A 13,578-nucleotide genomic window follows, 5' to 3' on the forward strand; every position below is an offset into this window, starting at 1 on the left:
TCTTCAGGCCGCGGGCAGCAGTTCCGTGACGGCGATCCTCGGCAGGAGGTCCTCGTACGCGGCCGGGTCGAAGTCGCCCGCTGTGGGGGAGAGCACGGCGGCCGTGGACAGGGCCACCGCGCGGGAGAGGCGGTCCGGCCAGGGGAGGGAGTCGATCAGGCCGGACAGCAGGCCCGCGACGGCGGCGTCGCCGGCGCCGGTCGGGTTGCCGGTGGCCTTGGCCGGTGGGGTGGCGCGCCAGGTGCCGTCGGGGGTGACGGCGAGCAGGCCGTCCGGGCCCAGTGAGGAGACCACCGTGTGGGCGCCGCGGCGGCGGGCGTCGCGGGTGGCGCGCAGGGGTTCGCGGGAGCCGGTGAGCTGGGCGAGCTCGTCGGCGTTCGGCTTGACCAGGTCGGGGCGGGCGGCGATGCCCCGGCGCAGGGGTTCGCCGCTGGTGTCGAGGACGGTGGGGACGCCCGCGGCGCGGGCCCGTCGGATCAGCGAGGCGTAGGCGCCGACATGGATGCCCGGGGGCAGGCTGCCGCACAGGGCGACGGCCTCGGCGTCGCGCAGCAGTCCTTCGTACGTCATCAGGAAGGCGTCCCACTCGGCGGCGCTGACGTGTGGGCCGGGTTCGTTGAGCTGGGTGGTGCCGCCGCTCGCCGTGTCCACCACGGCGAGGGTGCGGCGGGTGTTCGCGGCGATCGGTACGAGTGCGTCGTGTACGGGCTGCGGCTGTCCGGCCAGCAGCTCACGCAGCACCGCGCCCGTCGGGCCGCCCGCGAAGCCGGTGACGACCGCCTCGTGTCCCAGCGAACCCAGCACCCGTGCGACGTTGAGGCCCTTGCCGCCAGGGCGTTCGGTGACCTCGGCGACACGGTGGGAGGCGCCGGGGAGCAGCGAGGGGACCCGGTGGGTGATGTCCAGGGCGGCGTTGAGTGTGACCGTGAGAATCACTGCTGACACCCCCGGAGGCTGCGTTGCCATGGTTGGAGTTGCCATGGTGGGACGGGGCCTGATCATGCCAAAGAGATGGCCGTTGGCCCAGACCCCGCCCGTTCGTACGCCCGCCTTCCGGTGGCGCGGTGTCAGGAAACGCCCGGCTCGACCACCCATGCGCCCTTGCGCATCACGCCCTTGAGGGCGAAGTCCGCGTCCAGCACGACCAAGTCCGCGTCCTTGCCGGGTTCGAGCGAGCCGACCCGGTCGTAGACGCCCAGCAGCCGCGCCGGATTGGCCGAGATCGCCCGCACGATGTCCTCGACGGGCAGCCCGTCGACGGTCGCCGCCCGCCGGAAGGCCGTGTCCAGCGTGAGGGTGGACCCGGCGATCGAGCCGCCGTCGACCAGCCGGGCGACCCCGTCCCTGACCTCGACCTCCAGCGGCCCGAGGTGGTAGACGCCGTCGCCGAAGCCGGCGGCGTCCATGGCGTCCGTGATGAACGCGACCCGGGCGGGCCCCGCGCGGTGGAAGGCGAGTTCGAGGGCGGCGGGGTGCAGATGGGTGCCGTCGTTGATCAGCTCGACGGTCACACGTTCGTCCTCGAGCAGCGCGGCGACCGGTCCCGGTGCCCGGTGCCCGAGCCCGGGCATCGCGTTGAACAGGTGCGTCGCCACCGTGGCGCCCGCCTCGATCGCCTCGACCGTCTGTTCGTACGTGGCGTCCGTGTGGCCGACCGCCGCGATCACCCCGTGCTCGGCGAGCAGCCGTACGGACTCGATGCCACCGGGCAGTTCGGTGGCCAGCGTCACCATCTTCGCCGTGCCGCGCGCCGCGTCGAGCAGCTTGCGCACCTCCGCCGGGTCGGGGTCGCGCAGCAGCATCTCGCTGTGCGCGCCCTTGCGGCAGGGGGAGATGAACGGCCCCTCGAAGTGGATGCCCGCGAGCTCCCCCTGCTCGACCAGCTCGGAGAGCAGCCCCGCCCGTTGGGTCAGGAAGTCCATGTCGCCCGTGACGGTGGAGGCGACCAGCGTGGTCGTGCCGTGCCGCCGATGGGTCCGTACGCCGGTGAGGACGTCATCGGCGCTGCCGGAGGTGAAGGAGGCACCGCCGCCGCCGTGGTTGTGCAGGTCCACGAAACCGGGGACCAGCCAGTGGCCGGACAGGTCGATGGCGGGGGTGCCGGCGGGGGCGTGCCCGGCGATCCGGGGCCCGTCGACGATCACCCGCCCGTTCTCGGCGATCCCGGTGGGCAGTACGACCCGGGCGCCTTGGAGAACCATCCGGTCGGCCATCAGGCGGTTACCTCCTTGGTTGCGGTTGCGGCCAGCAGGTCCCAGGCGAGGAGGCCCGCGCCGAGGCAGCCGGCGGTGTCACCGAGCGCGGCCGGGACGATCCCGGGCGGCTTCTGGAACGTGATCCGGGCCCGGACGGCTTCCCGCAGGGGTGAGAACAAGGTTTCCCCCGCCTCCGCCAGACCGCCACCGATGATCAGCGTGCCGGGGTCCAGCAGGGTGAGCGCCGTGACCAGCCCGTCCGCGAGCGCCTCGACGGCCTCCCGCCAGACCCGCACGGCGCGGGGGTCACCGGACGCGACGGCCTTGGCGCAGTCGGCGGCGTCCGCGTCGGGGGCGCCGCTCGCGGTCGCCCAGGCGCGGGACACGGCGGCGGCGGAGGCGAGGGTCTCCAGACAGCCGCGCTGTCCGCAGCCGCAGAGGGCTCCGCCGGGGCGTACGACGACATGGCCGATCTCGCCCGCGCAGCCGTGGGCCCCTGCCTCGATGGCGCCGCCGATGCCGATGGCCCCGGCGATGCCCGTGCCCAGCGGCACGAACAGGAACCGCTCGGCGCCGCGACCGGCCCCGAGCCTGCCCTCGGCGAGGCCCCCGGCGCGGACGTCGTGCCCGAGGGCGACGGGCACGCCGTCGAGCCGCTCCGTCAGCAGGTCGCGCAGGGGTACGTCGCGCCAGCCGAGGTTCGCGGCGTAGACGGCGATGCCGTGGTCGGCGTCGACGATGCCGGGGACGGCGAGTCCGGCGGCGAGGGGGGCGTGGCCGTGGCGGGCCTCGCCGTGTGCGCGGAGCTCGTCGGCGAAGTCCAGTACGTCGCCGACGACCGCGTCCGCGCCGCGGTGGCGGCCGGTCGCCCGGCGTGCCTCGTGGAGCAGTGCTCCGTCGGGTCCGACGAGGGCGCCCTTCATGCTGGTGCCGCCCACATCGAGGGCGATGACGTGTCTCACGCGTACAGTCTGGCGCGGAACCCTCGGAAAGGTCTAGTCCACTGTGCGCTCTGCTTGCGGCGCGGGGTGGGCGGGTTGCGCGGTGGGCGGTGCCTTGCGGGGGCATCGGGAGTGTCCGTCCTCGAGCGCCGGACGGGCTGCGTGTGCGGGCTCGCCCTGTGGTTAGCCCTGTGGTTATGGGGGTGGCCTGCTGTCCTCAAGCGCCGGACGGGCTCGGTATGCGGCGCGAGGGGTGGGCCCGGTTCGTGCCGCTCCCCGGGACGGCTTCCGGGGTGTCCGTCCTCGAGTCCCGGACGGGCCGGGTGTGCGGGCTCGGCCCGCTCCGCGGGGGCATGTGCCGTGCGGTGCACCGCAAACCCGCCCACACCCGCGCACCGTTATCGTGCTCGTATGACCGATGCTCAGCCGCTCTCCGCGCGCGCCCTCGCCGTGCTCGCGCTGGAGCGGGGCGACCACCCCGGGCCCGGGGCCAAGGAGCGGGCGATACGGGAGCGGCTCGGGATGTCGCCGGTGCGGTACTACCAGCTGCTGAACGCGCTGCTGGACGACCCCCGCGCGGCCGAACACGACCCCGTGACCGTCAACCGGTTGCGCCGGGTCCGGGACGCGCGGCGGGAGCGCCGCTAGGGTCGGTGCCATGGGCAGCCACCCGTATGAAGCCGACGCCGCACTGCCGGAGCCCCGTACCCCCGCAGGGCGTGACGCCCTCGCCGTGATTCTCGACCGGCCGCAGGACACCGTGGTCGCGCTGGACTTCGACGGCACCCTCGCCGAGATCGTGCCCGACCCCGAGCAGGCCCGCGCCCACCCCGGCGCCGTCCCCGCGCTCTCCGCGCTCGCGCCGCGTGTCGCGTCCGTGGCCGTGCTGACGGGGCGCCCGGCCGGAGTCGCCGTACGGTACGGGGGCTTCGCCGGGGTCCCCGGGCTCGAGCACCTCGTCGTCCTCGGGCACTACGGCGCCGAGCGCTGGGATGCCGTCAGCGGAGAGGTGCACGCCCCCGCCCCGGACCCGGGCGTCGACGCCGTGCGCGCCGAGCTGCCGGGGGTGCTCGCTGCCGTCGGTGCCGGGGAGGGCACCTGGATCGAGGAGAAGGGGCGCGCGGTCGCCGTGCACACCCGCCGCGCCGATGACCCGGAGGCCGCGTTCGAGGCGCTGCGCGCTCCGATCGCCGAGCTGGCAGCCCGCCATGGGCTGATCGTCGAGCCGGGCAGGCTGGTCCTCGAGGTGCGCCCGCCCGGGGTGGACAAGGGCGTCGCGCTCACCGATTACGTACGCGAGAAGCGGGCCGGAGCCGTGCTGTACGCGGGCGACGACCTGGGTGATCTCGCCGCCTATGCCGCCGTCGAGAAGCTTCGCTCCGACGGGGTCCCCGGGCTTTTGCTGGCCAGCGGGACCGAGGTCCCCGAGCTCGCCGAGCGTGCGGATCTGGTCCTGTCAGGCCCGGCCGCGCTCGTCGGCTTCCTCGCCGCCCTCGCCGAGCGCGTCCAGCTCCGCTAGCTGGTCGAGGAACCACCGCTGCGGCGGCAGCGCCGTCGCCGCGGCGGCCAGCCGCTTGCCGCGCTCCGCCCGCTCGTCAACCGGCATCGTCAGCGCGCTGTGCAGCGCGTCGGCCGTGCCGGTGACGTCGAACGGGTTGACCACCAGCGCGTCGTCCCGCAGCTCCGCCCAGGCCCCCGCCTCGCGCGACAGCACCAGCGCGCAGCCCGCGTCCGAGACCACCGGGACCTCCTTGGCCACGAGGTTCATCCCGTCCCGGATCGGGTTGACGAGTGCCACGTCCGCCATCCGGTACGCGGCCAGTGAGCGCGCGAAGTCGTCCTTGACGTGCAGGATCACCGGGGTCCAGCCGGGGGTGCCGTACTGCGCGTTGATCTCCTCGGCGACCCGGGAGACCTCCGCCGTGTAGTCGCGGTAGACGGGCAGGTCCTGGCGGGACGGATAGGCGAACGCGATGTGCACCACGCGCTCGCGCCACTCGGGGTGTTCGTCCAGCAGGGTGCGGTAGGCCAGCAGTCCGCGCACGATGTTCTTCGACAGCTCGGTGCGGTCGACCCGGACGATCGTCCTGCGGCTGCCGTCCCCGCCGATCTGCTCGCGCAGCGCCGCCATCCGCTCGTCCACGTCCGTCTGCCGGGACCGCTCCCGCAGGAAGTCCGCGTCCGCGCCGAGTCCGTGCACCCCGAGCATGGTCCGCCGGCGGCGGTGATCGGGCAGTCGGTAGTCGAGGTGCGGCTGGTCGTCCTTGGGCCAGTACGCGGCCACGTCGTAGTCCGTGAGCACCGCCTCGCAGCAGCTCTCGAAGGCGGCGAGCCAGCGCTGGGTCAGGAAGCCCAGCTGGTTCGCCCCGAGCATGCCCAGCAGCAGCTGCTCCGCGATGTCGTCCGGCAGCATCCGGAAGTACTCGGGCGGCGCCCAGGGGGTGTGCGAGAAGTGGCTGATACGCAGGTCGGGGCGCAGTTCCCGGAGCATCCCCGGCACCAGCGCCAGGTGGTAGTCCTGCACGAGCACCGCCGCGCCCGGCCCGGCCGCCTCGGCCAGGGCCTGCGCGAACGCGAGGTTGTAGCCCTCGTAGGCGATCCACTGGCGCCGGAACTCCCGGTCGAACACCGGCTCGAGCGGGGTCTGGTACAGCATGTGGTGGACGAACCACAGGACCGAGTTCGCGATGCCGTTGTACGCGTCCGCGTGCACGGCCGGGTCGATGTCGAGCATCAGCACGCCCGGCTCGGCGATCCCGCGGCGCACCGCCTCGCGGTCGCCGTCGCCGAGCGCGGAGCACACCCACAGGGCGCCCGCGTCGGGGCCGATGGCCGACAGTCCGGAGACCAGACCGCCGCCACCGCGCCGGGCGTCCAGCGTGCCGTCCTCACGGAAGGCGTATGTGACCGGACCGCGGTTGGAGGCGACGAGTACCTGCGCCGCGCGCTCGGAGACCATGTCGGCAACCTAGCCCGTGATGTATCCGCTCAAACGTACAGAGGCCCGGACGGCGGCCCGACCAGGTGTGCTGTCCGGTTTCAGGGGTCCCGGCGGCGGTTGCCACGGGTCGCGACCATCGCGATCACCCCGGCTGCCGTGAGCGTCACGGCGACACCGCCGAGCAGCCACAGCCGCTCGGTCCTGGCACGGGGGGCGGCGAGTCCGCCCGTGTCCGCGGCTGCCGGGCCCGGGGTCAGCAGCACGGTCGAGGCGCAGACCAGGAGGGAGAGGAAGAAGAGGGATAGGCGGAGAGATTTGGGCGAAGGGGTCATATCTGGGCAAGGTAGACAATCTCACTGCTCCTGCTGTGCACCGCCGCGCCCGGCGCCCGCGCCCGTCACCCCGCGGCTCGGAGCCTCCGCGGTCACACCGCCCTGCGGCCCGGCGCCCGCGCCCGTCACGCCCGCCGCCCCGCGGCGCGCCCGCCTCCGTGCGTCACGCCGCCCGGTGCGCCGCGTACTCCGCGATCTCCACCATCGGCGGCCGTTCCTCCGTGTCCACCTCATGCGTCCGCGGTACGAAACCGCCCTCGCCGCGCTCGAACTGCGTCAGCGCCGGACGCACCAGATGCCCACGTGAAAGCCGCAGCTGAGCCGTTCGGTAGATCGCCGCCGCCATCCTGCCCAGCGCCTGCCCGTCCTGGTGCCGGTGCAGCCGTTCGCCCACGTCGACCTGGGCCAGCGCGTCGAGCCCGACCGTGTGCAGCGCGTCCACCAGCAGCCCGAGCTCCACCCCGTAGCCGACCGGGAAGGGCAGCCGCTCCAGCAGTGAGCGCCGGGCCGCGTACTCCCCGCCCAGCGGCTGGACGAAGCCGGCGAGCTGCGGCCAGTGCAGGTTGAGCAGCGGCCTGGCCACCAGCTCGGTCACCCGCCCGCCCTGGCCGGGGGTGTCCCCGAGCGGGCGGTCGTACATCGCCTTCACGAAGTGCACGTCCGGCTCGGTCAGCAGGGGGCCGACGATCCCGGTGACGAAGTCCGCCGAGAACTCCCTGAGGTCCGCGTCCACGAAACAGACGATCTCCCCGCTGGTCACCAGCAGTGAGCGCCACAGCACCTCACCCTTGCCGGGCAGTGCCGGAAGCCGCGGGAGTATCGCGTCGCGGTGCTCGACCCGCGCGCCCGCCTTCGCCGCCACCTCGGCCGTACGGTCCGTCGAGCCGGAGTCCACCACCACCAGCTCGTCCACGAGCGGCACCTCGTCCGTCATCAGCTCGCGCCGGATGACGCCGACGATCTCGCCGACCGTCGCCTCCTCGTTCAGGGCTGGGAGCACCACGCTGACCGTGCCGCCGTGCCGGGCCGTGCGCTTCGCGGCGACGAGCCGGTCGAGCGGGCGGTCGGCCACGGACCAGGACCGCCGGGCAAGCCAGCGCTCCACCTCTTCCAGCACGTGATCTCCATCTCTCTGTCTCGCGGATCGGACGACCCGTCTCAGCGGCCCGGGGGGTCGGTTACAGTCTTGAACAACGCGGACGACCATCGCATGCCGATCGCACCGATAGCACAGCGCGCATCGCGCACCAGTGCACGTCGCACCCGCCGACAATCACATACCGCTCATCCAGAGGGGCAGAGGGATACGGCCCGTTGAAGCCCCGGCAACCCTCCAGCCGGTCTCGTTGCTCGGTGTCGTCACCGCGGCGCAATCGAGGCTCCCGGCTAGGGAAGGTGCCAAATCCGTCTCATGGCGAGATGCGCCATGAGGAAGATGAGGAGAAAGGGCCTCGCCTCCATGGCTGTACAGACCGACGCCACTCCCGAAACCCCCGCTACCGTCGACCTGGGGTCCGCCTCCGGCCTCTCCTGCCGCGAGTGCGGCGAGACCGTCCGGCTCGGCCCCGTCTTCGCCTGTCAGCTCTGCTTCGGACCCCTCGAAGTGGCGTACGACCTGCCGACCGGCGACCCGGAGAGCCTGCGCAAGCGGATCGAGAACGGCCCCGCCAACATCTGGCGCTACGCCCCGCTGCTGCCCGTCCCCGCCGACGTGGCGGACAAGCCCAATCTGAACCCGGGCTGGACCAAGCTGGTCAAGGCCGACAACCTCGCCCGTGAGCTGGGCGTCACCGGCGCGCTGTATGTGAAGGACGACTCCGGAAACCCGACCCACTCCTTCAAGGACCGTGTGGTCGCGCAGGCCATCGAGGCCGCCCGCGCCTTCGGTTTCACCACCCTGTCCTGCTCCTCCACCGGCAATCTCGCGGGCGCGGTCGGCGCCGCGGCGGCACGGGCCGGATTCCGGTCCTGCGTGTTCATCCCGCACGACCTGGAGCAGGGCAAGGTCGTCATGGCCGCGGTCTACGGCGGCGAGCTCGTCGGCATCGAGGGCAACTACGACGACGTCAACCGCTTCTGCTCCGAGCTCATCGGCGACCCGGTCGGCGAGGGCTGGGGCTTCGTCAACGTCAATCTGCGCCCGTACTACGCCGAGGGCTCCAAGACCCTGGCCTACGAGATCTGCGAGCAGCTCGGCTGGCGGCTGCCCGACCAGCTCGTCATCCCCATCGCCTCGGGCTCCCAGCTCACCAAGATCGACAAGGGGCTCCAGGAGCTGATCAAGCTGGGGCTCGTCGAGGACAAGCCGTACAAGATCTTCGGCGCTCAGGCCGAGGGCTGCTCCCCGGTGTCCGTGGCCTTCAAGGCGGGCCACGACGTGGTACGGCCGCAGAAGCCCGACACCATCGCGAAGTCGCTCGCGATCGGCAACCCGGCGGACGGACCCTACGTCCTGGACATCTGCCGCCGCACGGGTGGAGCAGTCGAGGACGTCACGGACGAGGAGATCGTGGCGGCGGTCAAGCTGCTGGCCCGTACGGAGGGCATCTTCACCGAGACCGCGGGAGGTACCACCCTCGGCGTGGCGAAGAAGCTGATCGAGGCCGGAGTCATCGACCCGTCGCTCACCACGGTGGTCGTCAACACGGGTGATGGCCTCAAGACCCTCGACGCGGTGGTCCCGACCACGGGTATGTCCGCCGTCATCCGCCCGAACCTGGACTCCTTCCGAGAGGCTGGCCTCGTATGAGCGTCAACGTCCGCATCCCCACCATCCTGCGCACCTACACGGGGGGCCGGTCCGAGGTCGCGGCGGAGGGCGCGACCCTCGCCGAGGTGATCGCCGACCTGGAGAAGAACCACACCGGAATCGCTGCCCGGGTGCTGGACGACCAGGGCAAGCTGCGCCGCTTCGTGAACGTCTACGTCAACGACGACGACGTGCGCTTCGAGCAGGGCCTCGAGACGGCGACGCCGGACGGCGCCGGCGTGTCGATCATCCCCGCCGTCGCGGGTGGGTGAGCCGCGCTCAGACACCCCCTGAACGGCCCTTGCCGGCCCGTGCGCGGCACGTTCCTGACCCTGCGTACAGCACGTTCCGTCACCCGGTGCGCCCCCTCCGCAAGCTCTGCGGAGGGGGCGATTCCGTTGAGCGCCGCGCGGTAGAGTTGGCGTCATCTCCCCTCGCTGGGTTGTGCCGTGGGCATATGAGAATGCGACCGCGCACGACAAGAAACAGCCAAAGTGTTCGAGCTACTTGCGCTTTTTGTGCGCTTTGCCCGGCCTGACTTGCCCGGGATTGCTCGGAGTTGGGCATGGTTGCCCGATCAGCCATGCTCAGATTTCTCGTCCGTTTGACCTGTTGCAGAGGGCAGTTGGACAGATACATTCAGCCGCGGTCGACGCGTTCCGGCGCACGTTCACAGGGGTTCCTCGCTGCTTCCTGCATGGGAACTCAGGGGAACTCTTCGTGGGCGAGTTCTGACCCGGGTCCGCGAAGTGCGGTCCTGTGCAAGGGCCAGTAATAGGGGAGTTAGGCATGGCTCAGGGCACCGTCAAGTGGTTCAACGCGGAGAAGGGGTACGGCTTCATCGCGGTCGACGGTGGTGCGGATGTTTTCGTCCACTACAGCGCGATCCAGATGGACGGGTACCGCACCCTGGAGGAGGGCCAGCGAGTCGAGTTCGAGATCTCGCAGGGTCAGAAGGGGCCGCAGGCGGACATGGTCCGGCTGGCCGGCTGAAGCGCCGGACTGGAGAACTGCGCATCACGTCACGGAGGGCCCGTACCAAGGGGGTGCGGGCCCTCCGTGCTGCCCGCGTCCTGCACCTCGGTGGTTCCGCCGAGGGTTCTTCGAAGCCGCTCGCCGCCGCCCGTCGCCCGACCGCCACCCCTATTCGAGGCTTCTTCGAAGCCGCTTGCACTCGAGGGGTACGAGTGCTAATCATTGGCGTTAGCACTCTACTAGTGAGAGTGACAACGAAGGACCGGGTCGGTGAGGCTCGCAGGCCGTGTGGGGGCAAGGAACCACAAGGCGTGCAGGCCGTCCGTCGCGGGCACCAGCGCGGTCCGGAAGCATCCTCCCCCGTAGCCCTGCGCGGGTACGGGGAGACCCCCAAGTCCGGGAGGACCACTTCACATGGCCAAGATCATCGCGTTCGACGAGGAGGCACGGCGCGGTCTCGAGCGCGGGATGAACCAGCTCGCCGACGCCGTCAAGGTCACTCTTGGCCCCAAGGGCCGGAACGTCGTCCTCGAGAAGAAGTGGGGCGCCCCCACGATCACCAACGATGGTGTGTCCATCGCCAAGGAGATCGAGCTCGAGGACCCGTACGAGAAGATCGGCGCCGAGCTGGTCAAGGAAGTCGCCAAGAAGACGGACGACGTCGCCGGTGACGGTACGACCACCGCGACGGTTCTCGCCCAGGCGCTGGTCCGCGAGGGCCTGCGCAACGTGGCGGCCGGCGCCAACCCGATGGCTCTGAAGCGCGGTATCGAGAAGGCCGTCGAGGCCGTCTCCGGTGCGCTGCTCGACCAGGCCAAGGAGGTCGAGACCAAGGAGCAGATCGCCTCCACCGCCTCCATCTCCGCCGCCGACACCCAGATCGGCGAGCTCATCGCCGAGGCGATGGACAAGGTCGGCAAGGAAGGCGTCATCACCGTCGAGGAGTCCCAGACCTTCGGTCTGGAGCTGGAGCTCACCGAGGGTATGCGCTTCGACAAGGGCTACATCTCGGCGTACTTCGCCACCGACATGGAGCGTATGGAGGCCTCGCTGGAGGACCCGTACATCCTGATCGTCAACTCCAAGATCTCCTCGGTCAAGGACCTGCTCCCGCTGCTGGAGAAGGTCATGCAGTCGGGCAAGCCGCTGCTGATCATCGCCGAGGACGTCGAGGGCGAGGCCCTGTCGACCCTGGTCGTCAACAAGATCCGCGGCACCTTCCGGTCCGTCGCCGTCAAGGCCCCGGGCTTCGGCGACCGCCGCAAGGCCATGCTCGGCGACATCGCCATCCTCACCGGTGGCACGGTCATCTCCGAGGAGGTCGGCCTCAAGCTGGAGAACGCCGGTCTCGACCTGCTGGGCCGCGCCCGCAAGGTCGTCATCACCAAGGACGAGACGACCATCGTCGACGGTGCCGGTGACAGCGAGCAGGTCCAGGGCCGCGTCAACCAGATCCGCGCCGAGATCGAGAACTCCGACTCGGACTACGACCGCGAGAAGCTCCAGGAGCGCCTCGCGAAGCTGGCCGGCGGCGTGGCCGTCATCAAGGCCGGTGCCGCGACCGAGGTCGAGCTCAAGGAGCGCAAGCACCGCATCGAGGACGCCGTTCGCAACGCGAAGGCGGCCGTCGAGGAGGGCATCGTCGCCGGTGGTGGCGTGGCCCTGCTCCAGGCCTCCCAGGTCTTCGAGAAGCTGGAGCTCGAGGGCGATGAGGCCACCGGTGCCGCCGCCGTCAAGCTGGCGCTCGAGGCCCCGCTGAAGCAGATCGCCGTCAACGCCGGCCTCGAGGGCGGTGTCGTGGTGGAGAAGGTGCGCAACCTGACCCCGGGCCACGGCCTGAACGCCGCGACCGGTGAGTACGTCGACCTGGTCGCCGAGGGCATCATCGACCCGGCGAAGGTGACGCGCTCCGCGCTGCAGAACGCGGCCTCCATCGCCGCGCTGTTCCTCACCACCGAGGCCGTCATCGCCGACAAGCCGGAGAAGTCCGCTGCGGCTGCTCCGGGTGGCATGCCCGGCGGTGACATGGACTTCTGATCGACCTGAGCGTTCCGGGCTCAGGGCCGCACGCCCTCGAGCTTCGAGCGAAGGTTGATCGACCGTCCTGAAACGAGGGCGGCACCCCCACTCCCAGGGGGTGCCGCCCTCGTCTTTTGTGTGACCCGCCTTTTCGTCACCCGCTCTCGCGCTGACCGCGCTGACCGCGCTCACACGGCGAGCGGTGAGGTGCCCCGAAGCAGCAGCGTGAACCACGTCGTCTTGCCGTCGTCGTTCGGCCGTACCCCCCAGCTCCCGGCCAGGGTCTCGACCAGGATCAGTCCGCGCCCCGACTCGTCGTCCGCCTCGGCGATCCGCGGCTGCGGCAGATGGTGGCTGCTGTCGCTCACCTCCACCGTCAGCTCCGTCACGTTGCGGCGCATGCACAGCCGTACCGGGCCCTGACCGTGCCTGATGGCGTTGGTGACCACCTCGGACACCAGGAGCTGGGCGTTGTCGACCAGGTCGTCGCAGCCCCAGGAGCGAAGCGCGGTGGTGAGGAAAGCGCGTGCCTTGGACACCGAGGCGGCGGTGGCCGGCAGCTCGGTCGAGGCGGTGGCCAGGGGAGCGGCGGGAAGCTGGGCGATGAGCAGGGTCACGTCGTCGTGGTGGTGTTCGGTGGCGGGCAGGACGGAGGAGAGCACGTCGTCCACCGCGCCCTCCAGGTCGGACGTGGACATGAAGGCTTTGTCCAGTGCGGCGACCAGTGCGTCGAGCTGGTCCTCGATATCGCCCTCCGGGGTCTCTATCAACCCGTCCGTGAACAGAACGAGGCTGGAGCCCGGCGCGACTGCCAGGGTGGTCTGCTGGTGGAGGTGGTCCCCCACGCCCAGCGGCACGCTCACCGGCGCGTCGAGCGCCCGCACCGGCAGGCCAGGTTCGGCGACCAGGGCGGGCAGATGGCCCGCCGAGCACACGGTCACCTCGGCCGCGTCCGGGGCCAGGACCAGATAGCAGCAGGTGACGAGCTGGTCGGGGCCGTCCAGCTCGGCGACGATGGCGTCCAGGGACTGCATGAGCTGGCGCGGCTGCATCCCGGTCTTCGCGAGGGCGTGCGCCGCGGAGCGCAACTGCCCCATGATCGCCGCGGCTTCGAGTCCGCGCCCCATGACATCGCCGATGAGGATGCCGACCCGTCCCGCCCCCAGCGGCACGAGGTCGAACCAGTCGCCGCCGACACCCGCGCCCTGCGTCGCGGGCAGGTAGCGGCTGGCCGTGGTGAGTCCGGGAACGTCGGGCGGGGTGCCCATGAGACTGCGCTGGAGCGTGAGGGCGACATGCCGTTGCTGCTCGTAGAGGGCGGTGAGCTGGTTCTCCGCCGCCTTGCGTTCGCTGACGTCGCGTACGGCGGCGGAGACGAGGAGTCCGTCGGTGGTTTCGAGGGGGCTGAGGCTGATTTCGACGGGGA

Annotated in this window: 13 protein-coding genes and 1 riboswitch; of the genes, 6 read left to right on the forward strand and 7 right to left on the reverse strand. The window is 71.3% G+C overall.

The features are described from left to right. Positions 1–3: 3 nt before the first annotated feature. The 3 genes from ACFV6V_RS13135 to ACFV6V_RS13145 all read right to left on the reverse strand — a co-directional run bounded on the left by ACFV6V_RS13135 (position 4) and on the right by ACFV6V_RS13145 (position 3,157). Complete coding sequence (locus ACFV6V_RS13135; RefSeq protein WP_385563502.1) at positions 4–936, reverse strand: 1-phosphofructokinase family hexose kinase; 933 nt, start codon at positions 934–936, stop codon at positions 4–6. 131 nt (positions 937–1,067) lie between these two features. Further along, positions 1,068–2,213 (reverse strand): N-acetylglucosamine-6-phosphate deacetylase, encoded by a 1,146-nt coding sequence (nagA, locus tag ACFV6V_RS13140; protein WP_385563327.1) that lies wholly within the window; start codon positions 2,211–2,213, stop codon positions 1,068–1,070. Beyond that, the gene (locus ACFV6V_RS13145) at positions 2,213–3,157 is read right to left on the reverse strand and encodes an ROK family protein (protein WP_385563330.1); all 945 of its coding nucleotides are present in this window, start codon (positions 3,155–3,157) and stop codon (positions 2,213–2,215) included. Before ACFV6V_RS13145 ends, nagA begins: the two co-directional genes overlap by 1 nt. 390 nt (positions 3,158–3,547) lie before the next feature. Between ACFV6V_RS13145 and ACFV6V_RS13150 the strand changes: the two genes are divergently transcribed. Together ACFV6V_RS13150 and otsB are read left to right on the forward strand one after the other, a co-directional pair. After that, on the forward strand, positions 3,548–3,784 hold the full coding sequence (locus ACFV6V_RS13150) for a DUF3263 domain-containing protein (RefSeq protein WP_361283104.1): 237 nt from the start codon (positions 3,548–3,550) through the stop codon (positions 3,782–3,784). Positions 3,785–3,794: 10 nt separating this feature from the next. Continuing rightward, entirely contained in the window at positions 3,795–4,655 is an 861-nt protein-coding gene (gene otsB, locus ACFV6V_RS13155; protein WP_385563333.1) for a trehalose-phosphatase, read from the forward strand. Here otsB and ACFV6V_RS13160 read toward each other — a convergent pair. The 3 genes from ACFV6V_RS13160 to ACFV6V_RS13170 all read right to left on the reverse strand — a co-directional run bounded on the left by ACFV6V_RS13160 (position 4,593) and on the right by ACFV6V_RS13170 (position 7,526). Then, a complete protein-coding gene (locus tag ACFV6V_RS13160) occupies positions 4,593–6,095 on the reverse strand; it encodes a trehalose-6-phosphate synthase (RefSeq protein WP_385563336.1) in 1,503 nt (500 codons plus the stop codon). The genes otsB and ACFV6V_RS13160 overlap by 63 nt on opposite strands. Before the next feature lie 80 nt (positions 6,096–6,175). Next, entirely contained in the window at positions 6,176–6,409 is a 234-nt protein-coding gene (locus ACFV6V_RS13165; RefSeq protein ID WP_385563339.1) for a hypothetical protein, read from the reverse strand. 163 nt (positions 6,410–6,572) lie between these two features. Further along, positions 6,573–7,526, reverse strand: coding sequence for a glucosyl-3-phosphoglycerate synthase (locus ACFV6V_RS13170; protein ID WP_385563341.1), 954 nt, complete (start codon positions 7,524–7,526; stop codon positions 6,573–6,575). A gap of 164 nt (positions 7,527–7,690) precedes the next feature. Next, positions 7,691–7,851, forward strand: a riboswitch (SAM riboswitch). On the opposite strand from ACFV6V_RS13170, the gene thrC reads away from it, so the two are divergent. The 4 genes from thrC (at position 7,845) to groL (ending at position 12,170) form a co-directional block, all read left to right on the forward strand. Then, positions 7,845–9,158, forward strand: coding sequence for a threonine synthase (thrC, locus tag ACFV6V_RS13175; RefSeq protein ID WP_385563344.1), 1,314 nt, complete (start codon positions 7,845–7,847; stop codon positions 9,156–9,158). Its footprint overlaps the riboswitch before it by 7 nt. Beyond that, positions 9,155–9,430: a MoaD/ThiS family protein gene (locus tag ACFV6V_RS13180; RefSeq protein WP_385545734.1), complete on the forward strand. Its 276-nt coding sequence runs from the start codon at positions 9,155–9,157 to the stop codon at positions 9,428–9,430. Before thrC ends, ACFV6V_RS13180 begins: the two co-directional genes overlap by 4 nt. Positions 9,431–9,947: 517 nt before the next feature. After that, positions 9,948–10,151 carry a cold-shock protein gene (locus ACFV6V_RS13185; RefSeq protein ID WP_009339379.1) on the forward strand — a complete coding sequence of 68 codons (204 nt, stop codon included), beginning with the start codon at positions 9,948–9,950 and terminating at the stop codon, positions 10,149–10,151. Positions 10,152–10,547: 396 nt separating this feature from the next. Beyond that, a complete protein-coding gene (gene groL / locus ACFV6V_RS13190; protein ID WP_361283090.1) occupies positions 10,548–12,170 on the forward strand; it encodes a chaperonin GroEL in 1,623 nt (540 codons plus the stop codon). Between the two features lie 170 nt (positions 12,171–12,340). Here the strand turns inward: groL and ACFV6V_RS13195 are convergent. Further along, positions 12,341–13,578, reverse strand: a 1,238-nt coding sequence (locus tag ACFV6V_RS13195) for a SpoIIE family protein phosphatase (RefSeq protein ID WP_385563349.1), incomplete at its 5' end; no start/stop codon positions are given.

It is taken from the genome of Streptomyces sp. NPDC059828 (assembly GCF_042731955.1).
GTDB lineage: Bacteria > Actinomycetota > Actinomycetes > Streptomycetales > Streptomycetaceae > Streptomyces.

Bases quoted from the DNA above. Each gene is read 5' to 3' on its own strand.
- ACFV6V_RS13160 (WP_385563336.1), bottom strand. From the start codon at position 6,095: ATGGTCTCCGAGCGCGCGGCGCAGGTACTCGTCGCCTCCAACCGCGGT.
- ACFV6V_RS13180 (WP_385545734.1), top strand. From the start codon at position 9,155: ATGAGCGTCAACGTCCGCATCCCCACCATCCTGCGCACCTACACGGGG.
- ACFV6V_RS13165 (WP_385563339.1), bottom strand. From the start codon at position 6,409: ATGACCCCTTCGCCCAAATCTCTCCGCCTATCCCTCTTCTTCCTCTCC.
- ACFV6V_RS13150 (WP_361283104.1), top strand. From the start codon at position 3,548: ATGACCGATGCTCAGCCGCTCTCCGCGCGCGCCCTCGCCGTGCTCGCG.
- groL (WP_361283090.1), top strand. From the start codon at position 10,548: ATGGCCAAGATCATCGCGTTCGACGAGGAGGCACGGCGCGGTCTCGAG.
- nagA (WP_385563327.1), bottom strand. From the start codon at position 2,213: ATGGCCGACCGGATGGTTCTCCAAGGCGCCCGGGTCGTACTGCCCACC.
- thrC (WP_385563344.1), top strand. From the start codon at position 7,845: ATGAGGAGAAAGGGCCTCGCCTCCATGGCTGTACAGACCGACGCCACT.
- otsB (WP_385563333.1), top strand. From the start codon at position 3,795: ATGGGCAGCCACCCGTATGAAGCCGACGCCGCACTGCCGGAGCCCCGT.
- ACFV6V_RS13185 (WP_009339379.1), top strand. From the start codon at position 9,948: ATGGCTCAGGGCACCGTCAAGTGGTTCAACGCGGAGAAGGGGTACGGC.